Origin of the sequence: Ruegeria hyattellae (genome assembly GCF_041537925.1) — a bacterium.
In the GTDB taxonomy this organism is placed as follows: Bacteria; Pseudomonadota; Alphaproteobacteria; order Rhodobacterales; family Rhodobacteraceae; genus Ruegeria_C.
This window is the reverse complement of sequence record NZ_JBGOSH010000011.1, coordinates 76,057-97,957: the sequence shown is the minus strand read 5'-3', so window position 1 is coordinate 97,957 and position 21,901 is coordinate 76,057. Positions and strand designations below refer to the sequence as shown.

The window sequence follows — 21,901 nt, the reverse complement described above, 5'->3', positions numbered from 1 at the left end:
GTTACCGCAGCGCGCCTTCTGCCTTCAGTTTCGCGGCCTTCTCCTCGTCGACCCACCACAGGTCGAGATGGCCCAACGAGAAGGGCGGCAGTTCCTCGGGGTATTGATACATGTTGTAATACGCCACCCAGTAATTCGCCACATACCCGTCAGGGATCACAAAGAACTCATAGCGTAGCGACCGGTCCAGCGCCATCAGCGCGGCGTCCTGCTGGTTCTGATCGGTTGTGTCGAAAGAGGCTTCGATGATCGCATCGACCAGGGGGCTTGCCAGACCGGCCGGGTTGAACAGGCTGAACTCCGCTTCTTTCGAGCCATACATCTGGCTCAACCCGCCACCCGTAGACAGGAACGCGCCATAGCGATTCGAATAGACCATGTCATAGTCGCGCTCGCGGCTGCGCAGGGTGTATTGCGCTGGGTCGATCTTGTCGGCCTTTGCATCCACGCCCAGCGCCTGCAGATTTTGCACATAGGTCTCGATCATGGTCGTGATCGACGTGGGCAGGCTTGACGGATACGGGATTTCAACCTTCAGCGTCTGGCCTTCTGCGTTGCGGCGCAGGTTGCCCGCACCAACGTCCCATCCGGCCTCGTCCAGCATCCGCGACGCCTTGCGCAGATTGGTGCGGTCATTCAGCCTTGCAGAGCGGGATTCATGCTGCATCAGGGCAGGTTCAGAGATCAGCTCCTCGGGCACGACATCGCCAAGCGATTTGAGAAAGTCCAGTTCCGCGCCTTCGGGCACACCGGTCGCTTCCAGATGGGTGCCCTGAACGAACGAGTTGCGCTGCGTGTTCAGGCCGAACATAAGCGATTCGTTGGCCCATTCGAAATTGAACGCCAGGGCCAGAGCCTCGCGCACTTTCTTGTTTGCAAATTGCGGCTTGCCCAGATTGAACACAAAACCCGACGGCGTCGGCGGGCTGCGATCGGGGATCTCGTCCTTGATCACCTGACCGTTCTGGACCTTGGGAAATTCATAACCGGTATCCCAGATCTTGGGATCGCTTTCGATCCGGTAGGTGTAGACGCCAGCCTTGAACGCCTCGAACGCGGCCGTCTGATCGGCAAAATACTCAACCCGGATGGTGTCGAAATTGTTGCGTCCCACGTTGAACGGCAAATCCTTGCCCCAATAGTCGTTCCGGCGCTTGTAGACAATGCGGCGGTTGATGTCATAGCTGTCCAGTTTGTAGGGCCCAGAGCCGACCGCCACTTCTAGCCGCGGCTCATCCAGACGCCGCGTCTCGTCCGCTTCGAACCACGCCTTTGAGAAGACGGTGGTATTGCCAACGGTTTCGATCAGGCTGCGGCGGCTGACTTCGGGGTTGAAGGTGAATTTGACCGTATGATCATCCAGCGCCTCGGCCCCGGTGACCATGTGGCCCACGGCTTGCGCGTATGACGGCAAACCTTGGGTGATGAACAGCGTGTGACTGTAAACCACGTCATGGGCCGTCACCGGCGTGCCATCCCAGAATGTCGCCTCGGGCCGCATGTGAAAGATCACGAAATTGCGGTCCTTGTCATATTCGAGGCTCTTGGCCAGCACCCCGTAATACTGCCCGACCGTGTCGCTGCTGCTTTCGATCAGACTGTCATACTGGATCGAGGTCAACGCACCGGCACGGCCCTTGCGCGAATAGGGGTTAAGCGAATCAAAGGTGCCTGACGCGGCAAGCGACATCTCGCCACCTTTTGGGGCCTTCGGGTTCACGTAGCTCAGATGCGGATAGTCCTCGGGGTAATCCAGATTTCCGAAATAGGAATAGCCATGGCTACGCACGACATCGTCATTGGCCCGCAGCAACGTTGCCCCACCCAGAAACAGGGCAACTGACAGGCCCAGAACCCCAACGAACCTTAACCTCGCGTCCAAAACGCCCTCACGGGCTGCGGCTTTGGTGGGTTTCATCGGCTCATCCTCTCCGGTCTGGTTGGCGTTAAGGGCCAATCTTGCTTGTGCTAGAAAATGGTCCAGCGATTCAAGTTGCAAGTTTAGAACATGTGAACGCGCCGTGAAGAAGCGTTAATGAAAGAAAAAGGGCCGCTGCTCCGGCAGCGGCCCCTAAAAAATCCATGTGTTCCGGCTCAGTTGTCGAGACTGTCGAGGTAAGCGATCAGATTGACACGATCGCTTTGCTTCTTGAGGCCCGCGAAGGCCATCGAGGTCCCCGACACCGCGCCCTTGGGGTTGGCCAGGAACGCGTCAAGTTCTTCCACGGTCCAATCGCCGCCCTTGCCCTGCATGGCTGAGGAGTATCCGAACCCGGCAGCCGATGCGATCGGGCGACCCACAACACCATAAAGATAAGGACCGGTGCCATTGGCACCGTCTTCCAGTTTGTGGCAGGCTTGGCATTTCTTGAACACGTTGGCGCCCTTGTCCACTTCTGCCGCCATCATCAGCTCGTCGAAATTGACCTCTTCGGCCTCGCTGACGGTGTCATTGCCTTCCAGAGGCTCAACAATATAGGCGGCATCGCCATGGCCATCCACATGGTAGATCTCTTCTGCTGCCCACTTCCCCAGAAGAAACACCAGAAAGGCGCCAAAGAGGCCGGCCGCGGCCTTGGTAACTGTCATCGTGTCGAACATTGATCGCGAGTCCATTTCAGCTGTCTGCGCAGGTGTCTAAGGCTTCCCCTCGCAAGAGGCAAGGTATAGACAGCGCGACCAATCGCCCAATTCGCGGGCTTGTTGCATGGAAGCCTATCAAATGACCAATCGCATCGCATTTCAGGGGGAACCCGGCGCCTATAGCCACGAGGCTTGCCGCGACGCGCGGCCCGGGATGGAGCCGCTGCCCTGCCGCACCTTCGAAGACGTGATCGAAGCCGTGCGCAGTGGCGCGGCCGATCTGGCCATGCTGCCGGTCGAAAACACCACTTATGGAAGGGTGGCCGATATCCACCGGCTGCTGCCCCATAGCGGTCTGCATATCATCGACGAGGCCTTTGTGCGCGTCCATATCAACCTGCTGGCGGTGCGCGGAACGGCGCTGGACCAAGTGCGGGAGGCGCATTCCCATCTTGTGCTGTTGCCGCAATGCGCAGGCTTTTTGCGCCAGCACAACATCACCGGCCGCGTCAGCCCCGACAATGCCCGTGCCGCCCGCGAGATCGCTGAGCGTGGCGAACCGGCAATCGCCGCGCTGGCCAGCGAGTTGGCGGGTGAAATCTATGGGCTGGACGTTCTGGCCCGCCATATCGAGGATCAGGGCAACAACACCACAAGGTTCCTGATAATGTCGCGCGAGGCCGACATGACGCGTCGGGGCGATCACGGGATGATTACTTCATTCGTGTTTCAGGTCCGCAACATCCCCGCCGCACTTTATAAGGCGATGGGCGGCTTCGCGACCAACGGCGTCAACATGACCAAGCTGGAAAGCTACATGGTCGACGGGTCATTCACCGCGACGCAGTTCTATGCCGATATCGAAGGGCATCCCAATGACGCGAATGTGCAACTGGCGCTGGACGAGCTGGCCTATTTCACCGCTGAAGTCGAGGTTCTGGGCGTCTACCCTGCCACCCGTCAGCGCACCTGACCGGCGCGTTACCGCACCTTGGTCTGGCGGTTCTCCATGTTCCGGGCAAATTCACTCAGCCGATTCTTGAATCGCCGGTTCAGGTTACGGCGGGCCAGTTTCAGCGACTGTACGAACAGCCGCGCGGGCAGCGTATTGGGCCGCAGCTTGAGCTTGAGGTGCAGACGGGTGCGGCGCGGCGACAGCGGCATAAGCTCCACCAGCATAGTGCATTCGATCCCCTTGGTCGACGAATCGATCTGCATCAGATGTGGCCTGTCATACCGGCACAGCACCAGATGCAGGTTGCGCGGCTTGCCGCGTAGCTGGAACGCCGCCTGCCATTCCAGCCCGCGCATCGCACGCGAGTGGTCGTTCAGCCGCCGCACATCGATCCCGCGCCGGATCGCATTGCGCTCGAAACTGTCAAACTCCGACAGCATGTCGAACACATCGCTGATGGGCGCTGCGATATCCTCGGTTCCTGCTATCTGCATGAAGGGTCCTGACGGGTTCCGGTTGCGCAGAGTGTTGCGTCAATCCAGCCTATCCGCAAGCCAGTTACGGATCAGGAAATGCGCGATCGAACCGGTGCGGGCGGGTTTGATCTCGGGGTTTTCCCCGGCAAAGACCTGCAGCATCCCAGATTTCGTCACCCAGAATGCGTCCTCAATCTCTGTCGGATCGATCGAGATGTCGCGCGACAGCGCCTCACCCGCGCAGCCGATCATAAGCGAGGTCGGAAACGGCCAAGGCTGGCTGGCCAGATAAGTCACCTGCCCGACCGGCACCCCGGCCTCTTCGGCAACTTCGCGGCGGACGGCGGCCTCCAGGGTCTCGCCCGGCTCCACAAAACCCGCAAGCAACGAATACATCCCCTCGGGCCAACCCGGCGAACGCCCCATAAGTACCGAATCGCCATGTGTGATCAGCATGATCACAACCGGATCGGTGCGTGGAAAGTGCTGCCCGCCGCAGCTTGGGCAGGTCCTTTGCCACCCGCCCTGCATCATCTCGCTTTCCGCCCCGCAACGGGCGCAGAAACGGTGCGTTTCATGCCAGCTGAACAGCGCCCGCGCCGTCGCCGCCAGTTCCGCCTCGCGCGGGTTAAGCGCCGTCATCATCCGCCGCAGCTCGCAGAACACCTGGCCGTCGGGCAGGTCGGGATGCTGTTGTTGGCTGGGGTCGTGGAACGCGCCCACGGTCCCCAACTCCGCCGCATCGGGTGACCAGTTCGAGATGTCGCAGGCGAAATGAGGCGTGCCATCATCGGCAGCGCCCAGAAAGACCGGCGGGATCAACGCTGCTTTTACCAGGAGATGATCCGCCGCCACATGCGGCAGGACCCGCGCTTCATCGGGCTGCAGCAGCACCTTGCCGCGCCAGAGCAGATGGTATCTGGCGCCTTCATGCTGCGCCAGTTGCGCGAGCGCTGCAGGGTCCGCGCGCTGATGCGCGGAACGATTGAGACCAGACCCGCCAAAGGTCACCTGTTCGGCATGTTTCATGATCTGCTTTCCCAGACGAAATGTGCCGACAGGGCTGCCACTTCTGCCAGCCAAGAGCAATGGCGTTCATGAGGGCGGCCCGAAAATCCCGCCAAAGCGGGTCCGAGACTCATCTTGCCAACCCTGCGCAACGCGCCTATATCGACGCGTGAGAGGTTGGCGCGGGCGAGCGCCTCGCCAACCTGGTCAGGTCCGGAAGGAAGCAGCCACAACGAGCCCCGCTTGGGTCGATGTCCAACCTCTCACTTATCTCCTTGTCGCTGAACCAACCCCACACGCAATCGCCTGCGTTCGTGGGAAGACGCGCGGGATGCAGATCACATATGGCGCAATTCGCCCCGCTGGCCTAAGACAAGGCCAACCGGAGAGCAGTACCCATGTCCTACATCACCCTTGTCCGTCACGGACAGGCCAATACTGAAGCCCGCGACGAAGCCAGCTATGACAAGCTCAGCCCACTGGGCCACCAGCAGGCAAATTGGCTGGGCGCGCATCTGCGCGGCACCGGCACGCATCACCCGCGCGCCTATTGCGGCACGTTGACCCGCCATATCGAAACCGCCGCCAGCATGGGGCTTGTGGACCCCATTCAGGACGCCCGCCTGAACGAGATCGAATATTTTGCCCTCGCCCAGCTCTTGCAGGACCAGAAGGGCGTTCTGATCCCCGAAGACCGCGAAGGATTTGTTGAACATCTGCCGCGCACCTTCGCCGCCTGGGAAGCAGGCGAGATCGACAATCCACCTGAAAGCTTTGACCAGTTCACGACCCGCGTAGGCGATGTTCTCAGCGAGATCGGCGCGGGTAATGGCCCGGCCATCGTGGTGACCTCGGGCGGGCTGATCTCAATGGTGATGCGGCAGGTGCTGGGGCTGGACACCCGGTCCATGGCGCGGGTGGCTCTTGCCATCATGAACACCTCGCTTCATCGTTTGCACCCTATAGGGGCCGAGCTGAGCCCGGTCCTGTTCAATGCGATCCCGCATCTTGAAGCGCCCGATCGCCAGTATGCCCAGACCCACCTCTGAGGAGACGCCCTGATGCAGCTCTATTACGCCCCTCGCACCATCTCGGTTGCCGTAGCCATCGCGCTGGAAGAGGCCGGCCTGCCCTATGAAGCGGTCAAGCTGGATTTCGCAAGCGGCGAGCAGACCAAACCCGCCTATCACCAGATCAACCCCAAGGGCCGGGTGCCAGCGCTGGCAGTTGAAGGCGGCATTCTGACCGAGACCGGCGCGCTGCTGGACTATGTGGCGGCACTGGCGCCGCAAGCCGGGCTGGTGCCTGACGACCCGGTACTGGCCGCCCGCATGCGCGAGGTGATGTATTACCTGGCCTCGACCATGCATGTGAACCACGCCCACCGGCTGCGCGGCCATCGCTGGGCCGATCTCGAAAGCAGTTGGCAGGACATGAAGGCCAAGGTGCCGCAGATTATGACCGAGTCCTGCGCCTATATCGAAGCCAGCGGGTTGCGCGGTCCTTTCGTGCTGGGGGACCGCGTCAGCCTTGCGGATTGTTACCTATATGTGGTGTGCAGCTGGCTGGAAGCTGACGGCGTTGATCCCTCCGTCTTTCCCAAGATCACCGCGTTTCGCGATGCCATGAGCGCGCGCCCTTCTGTCAGGGCCGTAACGCAGGCGGGAATGCTGTAGGAGGGGGCTGGCATGACACATCTCTGGGTTCGCGCCGAACAGCGCGCAAACGAAGAACGCACGGGCCTGATCCCGGAAGGCGCGGCTGCGCTGGTCGCGGCGGGGATCGCGGTCACGGTCGAGGAAAGCGCCAGTCGCGCGATTCCCATCGATGGCTATAGGGACGCGGGCTGCACCATCGCCACGCCCCATAGCTGGCCGGACGCACCGCGCGACGCGATCATCTTCGGCCTAAAGGAGCTTCCTGAAGACGGCACGCCCCTGCCCCATCGCCACATCATGTTCGGCCATGCGTTCAAGGGACAAGGCGCGGGCTGCGCGCTTCTGCAACGGTTCAAGGCGGGCGGCGGCACGCTTTACGATCTGGAATACCTGGTGGATGAAGACGGTCGACGCATTGCCGCCTTCGGCTACTGGGCCGGGTATGCCGGGGCGGCAGTCACGCTGAAAGCCTGGGCCGCGCAGCAACGCGGCGCGATCTGCGGCCGGGTCGCCACCTATCCCGGCAAGGACGCCCTGACCTCGGCGCTGTCGTCAGAGCTCGACGCGACAGGGAAACCGCGCCCTTCGGCCCTTGTCATCGGCGCGCTCGGTCGCGTCGGACGCGGGGCCGCCGACATCTGCGAGGCGATGGGTGTCAGCGTCACCCGCTGGGACATGGCGGAAACCGCCAGTGGTGGGCCGTTTCCCGAAATCCTGAGCCACGATCTGTTTCTGAACTGCATTCTCGCCCGCCCCGGGACGCCGGTCTTTGTGCCGCACTCGGCGCTTGAGGCACCGCGCCGCCTGACCGCCATCGGTGACATCGCCTGCGATCCCGACAGCGACTATAACCCGGTGCCGGTCTATGACCGTGCCACCACGTGGGACCAGCCGGTGCTAAGGGTTGCGACTAACCGGGTGCTGGACGTGATGGCCATCGATAACTTGCCATCGATGCTGCCGGTTGAAAGCTCGCACGACTATGCTGCGCAACTGTTGCCTTCGCTGCTGACGCTCGAGGACATCGGCGCGGGCGTCTGGGGACGGGCACGGCAGGTCTTCGAACGGCACCTCAAGGAACTGTAGCCCGCCCTACTGGCCCTCACATCAGGTCGTTTTCCACATCCTCGGCAGAGATGCCCAGCGCGTCCAGCCCGTTTTCCAGATGGTCCGACAGATGCGGTGTGCCGATCAGGTAGTCGGCACAAGGGGTCGAGGCCTCTGCCTTAGCGGTGCGGATCGCTTCGCCCAGTTCCTGAACATCGAAACTGTCGCGCCCGATCCACATGATCGCCACCAGTTCGGCCTGCTCATCTTCGTCCATCCGGTCGATGAAGGCCCGCATTTCGCCCTCGGCGCGCCCCAATTCGCGTGCCATCATCGCCACTTGCGCCACTTTGCGCGCTGAAATTTCCAACATCTGAATCGCACTCCTGTCCGCGTTCACGGATCGCACCCAATCAGGCGCGCGGCGCGTGGTCTTTGATCTTACGCAAATAGCCGGAAATAGAGCCAGTCCGGCAGTAATTGCCCCAAACGGAACAGCCAGGCGAAGGGAACCGGAAAGGCACGCTGGAAATGATCGGTGTTCATGTGATCGAACATGATCTGCGCCGCCCGCTCGGGTTCCATGATCGCGGGCATGGCAAAATCATTCTTCTCGGTCAGGCGGGTGTAGATAAAACCGGGATTGGCCAGTTGCACATCAATGCCGGTTTGGCGCAGATCGGCATAAAGCCCCTCGGTCAACACCATGGTTCCGGCCTTTGACGCGGCATAACCGACCGCGCCGGGCAGGCCGCGATAGCCCGAGAGCGATCCGGTCACCACGATATGGCCCGCGTCCCGCACCACCATCTGTGGCACGATCACGCCGAGAACACGCATCAACCCGGTGAAGTTGACATCCGCCATGGCATTGGCCCGAAAATAATCCCAATTCTGCGCAGCCATCGGCCAATAGACGCCGGCGAGAAACACCATTCCGTCGATCTCGCCGACCCGTGCAGCGGCCTTGCGCACGCTGTCATCATCCGAAACATCCAGAGGCACCACCTCGGTCGGGCCGGGCAGCTCCGCGGCCAGCGCCTCAAGCCGGTCAATTGAGCGTGCCGACAGGATCAGATGCGCGCCGCTGCGGCTCATGATCCTGGCAAGCTCCGCGCCCAGCCCCTCGCTGGCGCCCACCAGCCAGTAGCGTTTTCCGGCCCAGTCCCTCACGCGGCATCGCGCTCCTCTATCCGGAGATCAAGCGGCCGCATCGTGGCCACCAGCTCTGCCACCTGAATGCCGAATTTGCGGAATTGCGAGCGGTTCACGATGGTGCCATTGGGGGCCAAATACATCCAGTCCACCACGTCCAGCACATGCGAACCCGCGCTTTCCGGCAATTGGATGCGATAGCGCAATTGCACGGCCGAACCGCTCTGACGCCCTTCGCCCACACCGATCACATCCGGTGCGGTGGCGCGGATCCGACCCTCATCGTCCAGCTCCAATGCCCATTTCCGATCCTGCGTGTTGCCGCTGTCATAGCGGAAATGTTCCCGCATCACGCCGCGATTGCCCTGCCAGCTGGCGTCGAAATCCCCGACGAAGCGCGACGTCACGCGGCCCGTCGGCCCATAGATCACACCCTCGCATTGAATGGGACCGTTGAGATGTTGGCGCAGGTCGAAATCGGGGCCTTGCGAGACATAGTCATCGGGGCTTTGCGACAGGAAGGACATGAATCGTCGTTTCGCAAACGCGAGCGCCAGAACAAGCGCGCCGCCCAGTAACATATAGAGGATCGCCTCCATGGTCAGTTTCCTTTCAGATCGGTGGCCGCTAGCAAAGCCAGCGCGGCCAGTTTGAGGACGCAGGGCAACCCGGCATAGAATAGCGACAACAGGCGCAATGCCTCGTCGGTGTTGTCCATGCCCGAGCGGAACCCGGCATATTCGAGCGCCGGCAGCAACGCGACTGCTGCGATGGCCAGCGAGAATTTCGAAACGAACGCCCACAAGCCGAACCCTTCGGCGGCGGTGGGCGAAATTTTTGCCATGCGCGTGGCAAAAAGCGCAGGAAGCAGCGTCAGATCCGCGCCAAGGGCCGCGCCCGAGAAGACACAGATCACCGCAAATGCCGCCACATCCCCGGCCACCAGCGTGATCGCAAAACCAAAGGACAGGATCGACAGGCACATCCCCGCGATCAGCGCGCGTTTTGCTCCCCAGGCCTCTGCCGCCTTGCCCCAGATTGGCGCGGCACAGGCGGCGCAGAGGAAAAAAAGCAGGAGCAGTGGGCCTTCCGCACCCGGTGCAGCCAGACGGCTTTCGACAAAAAACAAAAACAGCGTCGAGGAGACCGCCACAGGAGCCGCGTTCAGAAACGCGATCACCAGCAAACGCCCCGCGACCCGGTCTCGCAACACCGGAGCAAAGCCTGTAGATTTGCGCAGCGGTCCAGCGGCCCATTCGGTCCGCATCACCCACCCGGCAAGACAGGCGAGCAGGGCAAAGCCCAGCGCGAACCCGGCAAAGGGCTGATCTGTCACCGCCGCCAGACCAACCGGCGCGATGGCGGCAACGCACACGCCCAGCAGTGCTCCGGTCTCGCGCCAGCGCGCCAGCCGGATATGCCCCATCCCATCCATATGGTCCGCCTTGCTGACGCCTTGGGCATAGAAACAGATGGTCAGAAAGCTGAAGGCCGAAAACACGATCGTCAACATCAACGCAAACCACAGCATCGGTGCCATCGGCGGGGTGATTGCAAAAAGCGCCACCATCGCGCCCGCAAGCGCCGTGACCGCAGCGGCCACCGCAACCTGACGATGGTGCCGTAGCCGTTCTGCCAGCCAGCCCAGCGCCGGATCCTGCACCACATCCAGCAGGCGCAGCCCGAACAGGACCGCGCCCAGCGCGGTCAGGCTCACCCCGTAGCTGTCGACAAAGAACTTCGGCGCATGGATATAGAGCGGCAGTCCCGCCGCCGACAGCAGCGCAGCAAAGATCGCATAGGCCCCCAGCCGTTCTGACACTAGGATATCCGTGCGCGCCATGCTCATCCCCGGCTCACATCCGGCTGATGCGGCTCAGGCTCGCGCCGGAAATTCGCGCGCTTGAACCATAGCTTGATCGCCTGCCAATGGATCAGCGCCATGACACGCCGCGCCCCGAACGGGCGACGCAGGGCCGACCACAGGATCGCCCGGTTGGTCAGAGGCTGGCAGCTGCCGGTCAGCGTGGCGATCAACCCGCCCTTTTTGCGGCCATAATCAATCCAGACGCCGATCCGCGCATCACTAATGTCGAAGCGGAAGGTATAACCGCCATCGCGCGGCTGGAAGGGCGAGACATGCAAGAGCTTGGTTGCGGTAAGACGGTCGCTGGGGTCGATCCGCGACAGATCGGGCTTGTGGCAGAGATAGCTGTGGCGGGTACCGAACGTGTTGGTGACCTCTGCCACCACCACGGTCAGATCATCCGACTCGTCATAGCACAGCCAGAAACTGACCGGGTTGAACACATAACCCAGCACACGCGGCTGCGTCAGCAGGGCAATGCGTTTGGGCTGCGGCAGCTGGTATTGCTCGAACACCCGGCGCAGCCATCTAGCCCCCTCGCCCCGCTTCGGCGTGCCACCGTGGTCACGCGTGCGGTAGCCCATCAGGCTCGGGAGCCTGCGTGAGAACAGGAGCGGCGCAGGCTGATCCTGCTCGGGATCCAACAGAATATAATCCAGCGAATAACGGAATCCGTTCTGCACCGCGCCTTTGCGCCCATGAAACGTATGGGCCGGGATATGTTGTACGGCCCCGGTCATTCTGCCGCCATCGGTGTCATCGCGACACGGTTGATGCCTTCAACGACATTGACCGCGCTGTCTAGGCCGTCCTCGTGGAACCCGTTGCGCATCCAGGCGCCACAGAACCAGGTGGCCGCCGTCCCGTTGAACCGCGCGATCTTTTCCTGCGCCGCCAGAGCCGCGCTATCAAAGACCGGATGGCGGAAGCTGGCCTCTTCGTAGATCAGCTCTTCGCGGATACGGCGACGCGAATTCAGAGTCACAAACAGCGGGTCCTCCTTCGGGATCGGCTGCAGCAGATTCATCCAATAGGTCAGATCGATCCGGTCCGACTGCGGCTGCGCATCTTCGGTGTGGTTCCAACTGGCCCAGCATTTCCGCCGCCGCGGCATTAGCGAAGTGTCGGCATGCAGCACCGCATGATTGGCCTGATAGCGGATCGCGGAAAGAGCTGCCTGTTCGCTTGGCGTCGCATCCGAAAGCAGCGCCAGCGTATCATCGGAATGGGTGGCGAAGACCACCTCGTCATAGAGCTCCCATTCAGTGCCGTTTGTCTTGACCTGCGGCCCCAGCGAGGTGCGGCGCACCCCGTCGATAGGCGCGCCCAGACGCAGCGACACGCCCTTGCGCTGCATCGCAAGCTGAAGGCGACGCACATATTCCACCGAGCCACCGCGCACCGTGTACCATTGATGCTGACCGTCATAATTCAGCAGCGCGTGGTTCTCGAAGAACCGGATCATCGCCCAGGCCGGGAAATCCAGGATTTTGTCCTTGGGCGTCGACCAGATCGCACCCGAGAACGGCTCCAGGTAGTACTTCCGAAACCAGCTCCCAGTGCCCAGTCGCTGTAACACTTCACGCACCGTGATCTCGCGGTCGTGGGCATAGAGCGGGGCTTTGGTGTTGAAATGAAACAGATCGCGCACCATCCGCAGAAAGCCGGGTCGCGCCATGTTGCGCCGCTGGGCAAACATCGCATCTGCACCATGCAGCGCGTATTCCACTGCGCCGCCACGCGCTGAGACGCCAAAGCTCATGTTGCTTTCGGAAACCGGCACACCCAGCTTGTCAAACAGATTGATCAGCCGCGGATAGGTGGCGCGATTGAAAACGATAAAGCCGGTATCGACTGGCTGATCCCCGTTTCTGCCTGCAATAACCGTGCGGGCATGGCCGCCCAGCCGACCCTCTGCCTCGTAGAGCGTAACGTTGTGGGTGTCGGCCAGCAGGTTGGCCGCGCCCATCCCCGAGATACCTCCGCCAATGACGGCGATCTTCCGGGGCGCGCCCGCAGAGTGTTCAAATGGCATTTTGCGTGTTTCTCCGACACTATTCCGTTCCTGACATGCATTACGGTTGAGCAACGGCTTCGGATGAAAAGAAAATATTTTTTGTCGGCGCATGTGATCCGGCTTGGGCTGATGCACGTAACCTGTTTATGTTCGCCGAAGTGGAACCCGTTGAGATCGAAAGCGCGGCTGATGCCGTGGATCAGGTCATGCGGCAGAGGAAATCAAGTATCCGCAAGGGAAAAATGGCGGTGAACAGGGAAGACGATGGTTGCAAGCCGCAAGCGGAATGGGTGTCTCAGGTGCTGCGCATACGTGATGCGCAGGACAAGGCCGCCTTTGCCGAACTGTTCCGGCACTTCGCCCCACGGGTGAAGGCGTTTCTCATCAAGTCCGGCTCAAACCCGAGCCAGGCCGAGGAATGCACCCAAGAGGTGATGGCCACCCTGTGGCACAAGGCGTATCTGTTCGATCCATCGCGCGCATCGGTGGCCACCTGGGTCTATACGATCGCGCGGAACCGTCGGATCGACCTCCTGCGCAAGGAACGCCGGCCCGAGCCCGAGGATCTGACCTGGGGGCCCGAGGCTGAGCCGGAGCAAGCCGACATCGTCTCCCTGCAACAGGAAACCGCGCATCTGCGCAAGGCGTTGAAAGCCTTGCCGCAGGCGCAGCGGGACTTGATCGAAAAGGCTTATTTTGGTGATCTGAGCCATCGCGAAATAGCCGCCCAGACCGGGTTGCCACTTGGCACGATCAAGTCGCGCATTAGATTGGCGCTGGATAGGCTGCGCCATGCGATGAAGTGAATGAAGATGAGCAATGAGATCAAACATCATCTGACCGACGAGCTGCTGATGGGCTATTCTGCGGGCACATTGCCCGAGGCCTTCAACCTCATGGTCGCCACCCATTTGTCGCTCTGCGACGCCTGCCGCGCGCAGGCCGAAAGCTATGACGCGCTGGGGGGCTGCATGTTGCAGGACGTGCCGGATACGGCCGATCTGGCAGACGGCGCGCTTGACGCAACGCTGGCGCTGATTGCTGGTGGCGCACCTGCTGAAACGCCGAAGCGCCCCTCCTGTGACGTGCTTCCTGCACCGTTGCGCGATTACGTTGGCGGCAGTGTTTCGGAAATCAAATGGAAACCAGTAGGGATGGGGGTGAAACAGGCGATTCTGCCGACCTCCGCCGCAGCCTCTGCTCGATTACTGTTCATCCCCGCCGGCGCCGCCGTGCCCGATCACGGCCACAAGGGAATGGAACTAACTATGGTGCTGCAGGGCGCGTTCTCGGACGAGGTCGACCGGTTTGCCCGCGGCGATGTGGAAATCGCAGACGAAGATCTTGAGCATATGCCGGTCGCCGATATTTCTGCAGATTGCATCTGCCTTGCCGTCACCGACGCGCCGCTGAAATTCAACAGCCTGATCCCGAGGCTGGTGCAGCCCTTTCTGCGCATCTGATCTGCTTCAAATGATGCACAAGCCCGTTCGAACGGCCTTGGAAACGCGATTTGCAATTCGAGTGATAGTCGCCTTTGAAGGCGCATATCACGTCCAGGCAAGCTTGCGGCTGCAAGTGTCAAAGACACCGCCCACAACTAGGTAATGTTGACAAAATGCGGAGTCAGAGGCGGATTGACGCAATGTCTGAGAAGCCGGGGAAGCTCTCGGCAGTCTTATCATAGAACAGTCGAACTTGGTGCCTTTGGCCCCGTCTTTTTAGCCTCGCCCGTTTGGCGCTTTCGCAACTTGGCAACGATCTACACGTTGATGCCGAGCTCGCGGCTCAGTTCGGCGCTCGAAGCTTGTCCCTCTCGGGACAGTGCGGTGCAATGTCCTGTCGGGTGGCGGGTCGCCATATTGTTGCTCGGATGGTGTGCGTCCCCTCTCATCGCTTGTCGTGCAAACGACTGCCGGGCAGCGGTACGTGGCGCTGCCGTGACGTATCTGTCCCATTGGGCTTTCTTCCATTCCATCGAATGGATCGCACCATCAAGCATTGAGTTCAAACACCTAGGGGTAGAGCAACCCGAAAATACTGAATGTAGTAAGTCGCGATTCTCAAACCTCGCATATTGGCGCGTGGCATCAAAAAACCCCATCGGGTAAATCCAAAAGATGTTTCTCAAATCGATGCATGCCCCACGCGCCCGAGGCAATGCTTTCGGTTGCTTCAGCGTCGAAGACGGAACCGCAGGCCAATCGTTTCGTCAGTTCAGAAGTTCACCCGATTGGCATCCAATTAGAAAGGCGCGAAAACACACTGTTGATTGTGAGTTACTCATCGTTAAGATGAATCTGAGGAACGATGACCCCAACTGTTCCATTCCATTCATTTAATTGGAGGTTTGTTTCATGAACAAACGCTTGATTGTCTTCGGAGCAATAATTGCTTTGATTCCGCGGCCCGGGTTTTCTCAGGATGCACCGGAAATGAAAGAGCCTTTGGGATACCCGGGCTTTAACGGGACAATTGATCTGGACGTGCGTGACTCGACACCTGACTGGACACCATTCATTCCCAAGGCCGCGCCGGAAGGTTCTCCAAATATCTTGTTTGTCCTCTACGATGACACCGGGCTCGGCGCTTGGTCTCCCTATGGCGGCAAGATTAATATGCCCACGCTTGACGACCTCGCCGCTGAAGGGTTGACATATACGCAGTGGCACACAACCGCATTGTGCTCGCCCACACGCTCGACTCTGTTGACGGGGCGCAATCATCATCTCAATGGGATGGCTGCAATTACGGAGACTGCAGATGGTTTCCCTGGCGCTAGCGGGCGGTTGCCGCCACAGGTGACCACCATTGCCGAAGTGCTGCAATCCAATGGCTACAGTACCTTTTGGATCGGAAAAAACCACAACGTGCCAGAGCAGGATGTTGCCTCTGGCGCCAGTCGCACTGAATGGCCATTGAACCAAGGTTTTGATCGCTTTTATGGGTTCCTAGGGGGCGAGACCAACCAATGGTATCCCGATCTGGTTGAAGACAACCGATTCATTGAGCAGCCCTACAGCCCTGAGGACGGCTATCATCTCTCCAAGGATCTGGCCGATCAGGCCATAACAATGCTGCGAAATCAGAACGCGACGAACCCATCCAAACCTTGGTACATGTGGTTCAACCCCGGCGCCAACCACGCGCCGCACCACGCCTCTACCGAATGGGCCGATAAGTACAAAGGTGTCTTTGACGAAGGCTATGACGTTTATCGCGAAGAAATCACTCAGGCTATGATTGAAAAAGGTATCATGCCCGAAGGCACGGTGAATACCGCGCTTAATTTCATGCCGGAAGACATTGCCAACCCTGCAGATGCTGTGCGGCCCTGGGAAAGTCTAAACGACGATGAGAAGACGTTGTTCGCCCGAATGGCAGAGGTTTATGCCGGGTTCTCGGAATACACCGACAGCGAGGTCGGCCGGATTGTCGATTACCTCAAAGAGACTGGGCAATACGAGAATACACTGATCATATATGCTGCGGACAATGGCGCGTCGGGAGAAGGGTCACCAAACGGTTCGGTCAACGAGAACAAGTTTTTCAACGGCTATCCTGATGAACTGGACGAAAACATGAAATATCTCGACACACTTGGTGGACCGGATACTTACAACCACTACCCAACCGGTTGGGCGGCTGCGTTTTCGGCTCCGTTTAAGATGTTCAAGCGATATTCGAACTACGCCGGTGGTACCAATGACCCGTTGATCATATCCTGGCCCAACGGCATCAAAACAGGCGGTGAAGTCCGACATCAGTATCACCATTCAGTCGACATCGTACCCACGATTTTGGAAATTACCGGATTGGAAATGCCCCTGACCAACAATGGCGTCGAGCAATACCCCCTGTCAGGGGTCTCTATGGCCTATTCTTTTGATTCCGCGCCGGACGACCCAACCCAGAAAGAAGTGCAGTATTATACAATGCTGGGTACACGCGGAATCTGGAAAGATGGCTGGAAGGCGGTTGCCGTTCACGCGCCTCTGACCGGCACGAGCAACTTCGACAGAGATGTCTGGGAACTGTACCACATTGACGTGGACCGGTCGGAAGCGAACAATCTGGCAGAACAGGAACCTGAAAAGCTAAACGAATTGATTCAGGTTTGGTTCGACGAAGCCGCCAAGAACAACGTCCTTCCTCTGGATGACCGAAGCGCAGTCGAGATTCTTGGAATCGATCGGCCTACATCCGAGCCAGCACGTGATACCTACATCTATTATCCAAACACCGCTTGTGTGCCGGAAGGTGTGGCCGTTAACATTCGCGGTCGGGACTATAAAATCCTAGCCAATGTCGAGATCGAGGATGAAGCCACGTCTGGTGTTGTCTTTGCACATGGTTCACGCTTCGGTGGTCATTCGCTCTTCATCAAGGACAAAAAGCTCTACTACGTCTACAACTTCCTCGGAATCCAACCCGAGCAAGTGTTTGAATCGGATATCGAACTCGCAACAGGGGTTTATACCATAGGCATGGAGTTCGACGCGACGGGCACCGGCGACAATGGCGAGGTTCTGGGTTCAATGAAGCTCTATGTCGATGATCAGGAAGTCGCCTCGGGTGCCATGCGGGCCCAATCGGGCAAGTTTACGCTTTCGGGTGATGGCCTCTGCGTCGGCTATGACAGCGGAGACGCGGTAAGTCAGATGTACGCGACCCCAGGGGCGTTCATCGGTGGTACCATCCAGAAAGTGGCAGTGTCTGTCTCTGGCGAAAGCTACGAGAGCATGGAGGCCGCCGCGAAGCGGATGCTAAAGCGCCAGTAACAGCTAGAAAAGAGAATAGAGGGTGCCGTCATCAACGGCGCCCTCAAAGTGTAATGTTGGCATTGTTAGCAAGTCCGGGGTCAGCATCATCAGCAATCGTCCTCAAGCCAACTTCCGTTCGTCGCAGTTTGCTTGGCTAAGCAGGGTTTCTGGCGTTGGCAAATGGCCTGTGTCCGGTTGCGATGGCAATTTTTCAGAAAGCATACCCGCGCGTGTTTGCCTTTATAGATGCGCTTCCGAAGACGCCGATCGAAAAAATCCAATGGTTCTTGTTGCGCGAAGCCTGAGTGCATTTGACCACCTTCTGTCTTGTACGCGGCATGCCTCTTAATATCTCATATTCGATTTAGGATTAGAGTGCTTACTCTGATCTCGGACCGTTGACCAAAGATACAGTTCAGCAGCCAAATAGACCACGTCACTCAACGTAGGCTGGGACAGTGTACTGCGCCCAGACCGTTGGAATTATGGTTTGGCTGCCCTGCCAGTTAGGTTCCTTGGATTGGCGACTTTGGAAATGTGGGTGGATGAGCTAGAATAGGGATTATTTGATTAACGACTTTAAGGCTCTTCCTATGGTCAATCCAGACCGAGAAGAACTCTATGCACTTCAGCGGGCCGAAGCCGAAAAGCGGGCCAAGCGCTATGGTGTGGCCGCAGAGATATTAACCCAAGCACGCAGAGAAAACGACACGGCGGTCCTGCGGCGCGCGCAGGCCCTGAGTTTTGGTGGCCTTGTTGAGCACCGCATGAACGTCGCGGATGCCTTGCAAGTCATCCCTCCACCGGATGCACTTGAACACTTTTTTCAGTTCCTTCACGAGGCGTTGCTACTGGATGACACAATTCCTGACATTCACTGGGATATTGCTGTGCTCCATGGGCGCTATACCGGCGATTTCGAGGCCGCAGCGTCGGCCCTCGATCGCGCCCTAGACTGCGGAATTCAGCACCCGCGATTGACAGCGCTGGCGACACTGATCGATGCACAGCAAACACCTGCGAGTCCGAAACTAACACCCGCAAGCGAGTTGCGGGGTTTGCTGTTCAAGCTGATCGACGTCACAGCTGACGGGAACATTCCGGAATACGGACTACCTGCCTCTCCACCGCTTTCTTTTGCCGACTATGTCCGATCCGCTCAAGAGATTGCGCATGCAGACCACTTTGTTTCCAACCCCGAGACGTTCGACCTGGTTTCTCGATTCCGCGCCTCACGAGACGCAGGTCTCGTGACTGCGGATGCCCTCGATTTCGGGCTGGAGTTCGTCTTCCGCGCGGCGGAAGCCAGCCCGGACAAGCGTGCCGCAGAAGAGGCGTTGAATGATCTTGTTGCTTTCCTCCGCGAATTCTCGTTCCACGTTTCAGACGGCGATGCGGATGCATCCGATATGCGCAAGGCTGCCAGAATTGCAAAGCGCGGACTCAACATAGTCGAAGGCACTGCGATCCCGCCGAACCCGGATCTTTATGCAGATCTTTGGCTGGCGTTTGGTCAGGCATCGGCACGTCCTGCAAGGTTGGAATTACACGATGCCTTGACCGCTTACACTAAGGCCCTGCGCCTAAAACGCGAAGCCAACAACGAACCGGACACCGCACGACTCAGGGAACTATTGTTCCAAATGCTCGATTATGCGGTCCAGTTAGGTGTTGGTGCCGGGATCGGTATCGGGTCGCTGGGCGAAGCGAACAAAGCACTGGAAGCGGCCTTTGCGGCTGCGCAAGAGATCGGAGAATTCAGGAAAACACTTCATATTGGGATCCAATACAATACTCTCTCAAGTGCGCTGTCGCAGCCCTATCTCGCCATAGGCGTACTCGATCAGCTACTTGCCGAACCCGAAATCTCACCCGACGAGCAATTGACCGTTCTACTCGAAAGAGCGATGCGCTACTCGGAGGCAAGGGATTTGCCGAAAGCCGCAGAATTGCACGCGGATCTGGTCTCCAGAGTGGCCTCTGTGTCCAAACAATCTCAGAGTGTATTCTGGAACTCATACTCCAATGTCCTGCGGGATCTGGGGCAACTGGAACGGGCGCTTGAGGCGATAGATCGGGCAGTGGCCTTGACACTCGAGGTCGAAGCGAACGGCATCGATCAAATTGGTACGATGCTACATGCGAACAGAGGCAGCATACTGTTGGCTCTTGGGCGTATTGACGACGCGCGGCACGAAGTCGAAATCGCAGTCAAGCTCAACTCGAACCTGCCGATTGGGGATGGCAGCATTCGGATTGGTTCTCTGCGCACGCGCATTGCTCTGAAAGAAGAGAATTTCGAAGAAGCGCTCAGCTATTGCGATCAAGCAATTGACCAATTGTATCACCGGATCACGGTTGGTGAGGCCGATCCGGTTGTCTGGCAGTCCATGCTGCAGGAGTGGAGTAGGCTGGATGGATTTGGTGTTGAAGCCCGGATCAAAAGCGGCGTTCCCGCAGCGCAAACACTGGCCTTTGCCGAAGCCGCGAAGGGTCGCCTTTCTCGTCTTTTGCAGAAGGGACACGGTGGGGAAGCAAGACCCGGATTGATGGCCGATGCGATGACACCCGCCGTTGAGGTCGCGCTCTCTTGGGTCGGTTCTGCACCCGGCCGACGGGTGCTATCTATCTTTTGCAGTAGCAATGGAATTGCGGTCTTTTCGATCCAGGGCGAAGACGCAGATATCGAGGCACACTGGCTTGGTGGACCAATCTACGAAAATTTTCGTGAAGAGGCCTTCAAAACTTGGGAAAATGTAGACGTCTGGTCACTAGATCAAGGCGTCAAGCGCGCGCTTGTTCAAAGTGGCGCTCCCCCGGAACTTCTTTTGATGGCCGCAGAGTCAATCAGCCATCTCATTCTGGATCAGGTTGGCAGCCTTCTCGGACGGCTTGCTCCTGGTCTTTGCGATGGAGGCAGCGAGCTTGTTATCGTACCTCATCGCCTGTTGCGAGCTTTACCAATCGCGCATGCCCGTTTGCTGGGCGGCGCTTATGTATCCGAACTGTTCGATGAGATCGCGGTCGCCTCAACGCTCGACGACTTTTCTAGCGTCGCCATGGACACCAGCCACCGGACTGCTGGACCCGCCGACATGGATTTATTCCTCGATCCTCAGGACAATTTGCCATTTGCCCGGCTTGAAGGCGTGTTCGTTGAAAATGGGCGCGTTTTGACAGGTTGGCAGGCAACCAAACGAGAATTCCGTCGATCAGTGGCTACTGCGGATCATATACTTGTTTCCGCCCATGGTGAATTTGTGTCCGAAAACCCTTGGTCCTCAAGTATCGAATTCAACGATGGGCCGTTGCATATTAGCGAGCTCTTTGAAGAAAAAAGCGCCGCGTGCTCGCTTCTGATTTTATCGTGTTGTGAGGCAGGGGTTTCTCAGCAAAGCAACTCCGACGAACCGTTTGGGTTTCCTGCCATCTTGCAAGCGGCGGGTGTTTCCGGCCTGATTGCACCGTCTTGGCGGGTCGACGATCTAGCCACATTCCTGCTGATCACGCGTCTGCAACAGGAACTTGCAACGGGTAGCGCGCCTGCAAAAGCGTTGGCGCAGACCTGCCATTGGCTGCGCAAGCTGACGGCGCATGAAACGCTGGAACGTCTGAAGACGCTTCAAATGCGTGTAGACACTGCCAGCGCCGATGCGGCTACGGAACACGCCATTTCATCGATTGATATGCAGTGCCAATGGCTCGACCAAGCGTATGCAGGTCACGAAAGACCATTTCGTGCGCCGCTGTTCTGGGCAGGCTTCCAGTATTTTGGTGCGCCTTCAAGCGCACATGTCACAAACGAGGGAGAAAACCAATGAGTCCGAACAAAGTGTTCATATTTGAAACAGAGACTGAAGCGCAGCCGATTGGTCGCCCCACGTCAGCGCGTGGGCAAGCAGATACATCGCGCGTAGCACGTGCAGTGGAATTGAGCGCCGATGCAATGGAAGCAAATCTGACGACTTTCATAGAAACGGTCGCGTCGATGCTTGACAAGGCAGAGGCTGCGGCGGGCGCCGGGGTGCGCATGGATACCGTCGAGGTCTCGGTCCAAGTTGGGGCAGACGGCAAAGTAGGGTTTATGGGTGTCGGCTTAAGCGCTCAGGCATCCTCAAGCATGAAGCTTGTCTTCAAGCGCGAGTAGTTGGATGTGTTGCAAAGGACAGATACCAAGCGCGATCTGACCTTCGTGGATAATGTTTGCGATTTCAGTGTCTTCGAGCGTTGGCCATTGCACCCCTATAGCGAAGGCCGTGAGGATTGATGCAAACAGGCGGACGCCTGACTGTCCGCACCAAGGACGAAACGAATACCAAATTGCATGCTGTGTGTGACAGATGAGCCATGGTGGGCCATTGGTTCAAGCGCA

Annotated in this window: 19 protein-coding genes and 1 other RNA gene; 10 read left to right on the top strand and 10 right to left on the bottom strand. The window is 58.9% G+C overall.

Annotated elements, in window-relative coordinates:
- Window position 1: 1 nt before the first annotated feature.
- A complete protein-coding gene (locus AB1E33_RS21640; protein WP_372579323.1) occupies window positions 2-1,918 on the bottom strand; it encodes an extracellular solute-binding protein in 1,917 nt (638 codons plus the stop codon).
- Between the two features lie 176 nt (window positions 1,919-2,094).
- Window positions 2,095-2,601, bottom strand: coding sequence for a c-type cytochrome (locus AB1E33_RS21635; RefSeq protein ID WP_372579428.1), 507 nt, complete (start codon window positions 2,599-2,601; stop codon window positions 2,095-2,097).
- A gap of 121 nt (window positions 2,602-2,722) precedes the next feature.
- Here AB1E33_RS21635 and AB1E33_RS21630 point away from each other — a divergent pair, with 121 nt between their 5' ends.
- On the top strand, window positions 2,723-3,556 hold the full coding sequence (locus tag AB1E33_RS21630; RefSeq protein WP_372579322.1) for a prephenate dehydratase: 834 nt from the start codon (window positions 2,723-2,725) through the stop codon (window positions 3,554-3,556).
- An 8-nt stretch (window positions 3,557-3,564) separates the two neighbouring features.
- Here the strand turns inward: AB1E33_RS21630 and AB1E33_RS21625 are convergent, their stop codons facing one another.
- Together AB1E33_RS21625 and nudC are read right to left on the bottom strand one after the other, a co-directional pair.
- Window positions 3,565-4,032: an SRPBCC family protein gene (locus AB1E33_RS21625; protein ID WP_372579321.1), complete on the bottom strand. Its 468-nt coding sequence runs from the start codon at window positions 4,030-4,032 to the stop codon at window positions 3,565-3,567.
- Between the two features lie 39 nt (window positions 4,033-4,071).
- A complete protein-coding gene (gene nudC, locus AB1E33_RS21620; protein ID WP_372579320.1) occupies window positions 4,072-5,043 on the bottom strand; it encodes an NAD(+) diphosphatase in 972 nt (323 codons plus the stop codon).
- Between the two features lie 149 nt (window positions 5,044-5,192).
- On the opposite strand from nudC, the gene ffs reads away from it, so the two are divergent.
- From ffs to AB1E33_RS21600, 4 genes are all read left to right on the top strand, one after another.
- Window positions 5,193-5,291: signal recognition particle sRNA small type (gene ffs, locus AB1E33_RS21615), an RNA gene on the top strand.
- Window positions 5,292-5,420: 129 nt separating this feature from the next.
- Window positions 5,421-6,071 carry a histidine phosphatase family protein gene (locus AB1E33_RS21610; RefSeq protein WP_372579319.1) on the top strand — a complete coding sequence of 217 codons (651 nt, stop codon included), beginning with the start codon at window positions 5,421-5,423 and terminating at the stop codon, window positions 6,069-6,071.
- A gap of 12 nt (window positions 6,072-6,083) precedes the next feature.
- Window positions 6,084-6,698 (top strand): glutathione S-transferase family protein, encoded by a 615-nt coding sequence (locus tag AB1E33_RS21605; RefSeq protein ID WP_372579318.1) that lies wholly within the window; start codon window positions 6,084-6,086, stop codon window positions 6,696-6,698.
- 12 nt (window positions 6,699-6,710) lie between these two features.
- Window positions 6,711-7,766 carry a saccharopine dehydrogenase gene (locus tag AB1E33_RS21600; RefSeq protein WP_372579317.1) on the top strand — a complete coding sequence of 352 codons (1,056 nt, stop codon included), beginning with the start codon at window positions 6,711-6,713 and terminating at the stop codon, window positions 7,764-7,766.
- A gap of 16 nt (window positions 7,767-7,782) precedes the next feature.
- Here the strand turns inward: AB1E33_RS21600 and AB1E33_RS21595 are convergent, their stop codons facing one another.
- The 6 genes from AB1E33_RS21595 to AB1E33_RS21570 all read right to left on the bottom strand — a co-directional run bounded on the left by AB1E33_RS21595 (window position 7,783) and on the right by AB1E33_RS21570 (window position 12,784).
- Window positions 7,783-8,100, bottom strand: coding sequence for a DUF3775 domain-containing protein (locus tag AB1E33_RS21595; RefSeq protein WP_372579316.1), 318 nt, complete (start codon window positions 8,098-8,100; stop codon window positions 7,783-7,785).
- A 68-nt stretch (window positions 8,101-8,168) separates the two neighbouring features.
- Window positions 8,169-8,900, bottom strand: a complete 732-nt coding sequence (locus tag AB1E33_RS21590) for an SDR family NAD(P)-dependent oxidoreductase (RefSeq protein ID WP_372579315.1) — start codon at window positions 8,898-8,900, stop codon at window positions 8,169-8,171.
- The gene (locus AB1E33_RS21585; RefSeq protein ID WP_372579314.1) at window positions 8,897-9,481 is read right to left on the bottom strand and encodes a DUF3833 domain-containing protein; all 585 of its coding nucleotides are present in this window, start codon (window positions 9,479-9,481) and stop codon (window positions 8,897-8,899) included. The genes AB1E33_RS21590 and AB1E33_RS21585 overlap by 4 nt, the downstream gene beginning before the upstream one ends.
- Window positions 9,482-9,483: 2 nt before the next feature.
- Entirely contained in the window at window positions 9,484-10,725 is a 1,242-nt protein-coding gene (locus tag AB1E33_RS21580) for an MFS transporter (RefSeq protein WP_372579313.1), read from the bottom strand.
- 2 nt (window positions 10,726-10,727) lie between these two features.
- Window positions 10,728-11,489, bottom strand: a complete 762-nt coding sequence (locus AB1E33_RS21575; RefSeq protein ID WP_372579312.1) for a DUF1365 domain-containing protein — start codon at window positions 11,487-11,489, stop codon at window positions 10,728-10,730.
- On the bottom strand, window positions 11,486-12,784 hold the full coding sequence (locus AB1E33_RS21570) for an NAD(P)/FAD-dependent oxidoreductase (RefSeq protein ID WP_372579311.1): 1,299 nt from the start codon (window positions 12,782-12,784) through the stop codon (window positions 11,486-11,488). The genes AB1E33_RS21575 and AB1E33_RS21570 overlap by 4 nt, the downstream gene beginning before the upstream one ends.
- Window positions 12,785-12,912: 128 nt before the next feature.
- On the opposite strand from AB1E33_RS21570, the gene AB1E33_RS21565 reads away from it, so the two are divergent.
- The 5 genes from AB1E33_RS21565 (at window position 12,913) to AB1E33_RS21545 (ending at window position 21,676) form a co-directional block, all read left to right on the top strand.
- A complete protein-coding gene (locus AB1E33_RS21565) occupies window positions 12,913-13,572 on the top strand; it encodes a sigma-70 family RNA polymerase sigma factor (protein ID WP_372579310.1) in 660 nt (219 codons plus the stop codon).
- A gap of 6 nt (window positions 13,573-13,578) precedes the next feature.
- Window positions 13,579-14,229, top strand: a complete 651-nt coding sequence (locus AB1E33_RS21560; RefSeq protein ID WP_372579309.1) for a ChrR family anti-sigma-E factor — start codon at window positions 13,579-13,581, stop codon at window positions 14,227-14,229.
- A gap of 894 nt (window positions 14,230-15,123) precedes the next feature.
- Window positions 15,124-17,547 carry an arylsulfatase gene (locus AB1E33_RS21555; protein ID WP_372579308.1) on the top strand — a complete coding sequence of 808 codons (2,424 nt, stop codon included), beginning with the start codon at window positions 15,124-15,126 and terminating at the stop codon, window positions 17,545-17,547.
- Window positions 17,548-18,122: 575 nt separating this feature from the next.
- On the top strand, window positions 18,123-21,350 hold the full coding sequence (locus AB1E33_RS21550) for a CHAT domain-containing protein (protein ID WP_372579307.1): 3,228 nt from the start codon (window positions 18,123-18,125) through the stop codon (window positions 21,348-21,350).
- Entirely contained in the window at window positions 21,347-21,676 is a 330-nt protein-coding gene (locus tag AB1E33_RS21545) for a Pepco domain-containing protein (RefSeq protein ID WP_372579306.1), read from the top strand. Before AB1E33_RS21550 ends, AB1E33_RS21545 begins: the two co-directional genes overlap by 4 nt.
- The last annotated feature ends 225 nt before the right edge of the window (window positions 21,677-21,901 follow it).

Coding starts and splice junctions, on each gene's coding strand:
- AB1E33_RS21610 (WP_372579319.1), top strand. CDS start 5,421: ATGTCCTACATCACCCTTGTCCGTCACGGACAGGCCAATACTGAAGCC.
- AB1E33_RS21635 (WP_372579428.1), bottom strand. CDS start 2,601: ATGTTCGACACGATGACAGTTACCAAGGCCGCGGCCGGCCTCTTTGGC.
- nudC (WP_372579320.1), bottom strand. CDS start 5,043: ATGAAACATGCCGAACAGGTGACCTTTGGCGGGTCTGGTCTCAATCGT.
- AB1E33_RS21565 (WP_372579310.1), top strand. CDS start 12,913: ATGTTCGCCGAAGTGGAACCCGTTGAGATCGAAAGCGCGGCTGATGCC.
- AB1E33_RS21555 (WP_372579308.1), top strand. CDS start 15,124: ATGAACAAACGCTTGATTGTCTTCGGAGCAATAATTGCTTTGATTCCG.
- AB1E33_RS21575 (WP_372579312.1), bottom strand. CDS start 11,489: ATGACCGGGGCCGTACAACATATCCCGGCCCATACGTTTCATGGGCGC.
- AB1E33_RS21585 (WP_372579314.1), bottom strand. CDS start 9,481: ATGGAGGCGATCCTCTATATGTTACTGGGCGGCGCGCTTGTTCTGGCG.
- AB1E33_RS21605 (WP_372579318.1), top strand. CDS start 6,084: ATGCAGCTCTATTACGCCCCTCGCACCATCTCGGTTGCCGTAGCCATC.
- AB1E33_RS21600 (WP_372579317.1), top strand. CDS start 6,711: ATGACACATCTCTGGGTTCGCGCCGAACAGCGCGCAAACGAAGAACGC.
- AB1E33_RS21580 (WP_372579313.1), bottom strand. CDS start 10,725: ATGGCGCGCACGGATATCCTAGTGTCAGAACGGCTGGGGGCCTATGCG.
- AB1E33_RS21560 (WP_372579309.1), top strand. CDS start 13,579: ATGAGCAATGAGATCAAACATCATCTGACCGACGAGCTGCTGATGGGC.
- AB1E33_RS21630 (WP_372579322.1), top strand. CDS start 2,723: ATGACCAATCGCATCGCATTTCAGGGGGAACCCGGCGCCTATAGCCAC.
- AB1E33_RS21595 (WP_372579316.1), bottom strand. CDS start 8,100: ATGTTGGAAATTTCAGCGCGCAAAGTGGCGCAAGTGGCGATGATGGCA.
- AB1E33_RS21545 (WP_372579306.1), top strand. CDS start 21,347: ATGAGTCCGAACAAAGTGTTCATATTTGAAACAGAGACTGAAGCGCAG.
- AB1E33_RS21550 (WP_372579307.1), top strand. CDS start 18,123: ATGGTCAATCCAGACCGAGAAGAACTCTATGCACTTCAGCGGGCCGAA.
- AB1E33_RS21640 (WP_372579323.1), bottom strand. CDS start 1,918: ATGAAACCCACCAAAGCCGCAGCCCGTGAGGGCGTTTTGGACGCGAGG.
- AB1E33_RS21570 (WP_372579311.1), bottom strand. CDS start 12,784: ATGCCATTTGAACACTCTGCGGGCGCGCCCCGGAAGATCGCCGTCATT.
- AB1E33_RS21625 (WP_372579321.1), bottom strand. CDS start 4,032: ATGCAGATAGCAGGAACCGAGGATATCGCAGCGCCCATCAGCGATGTG.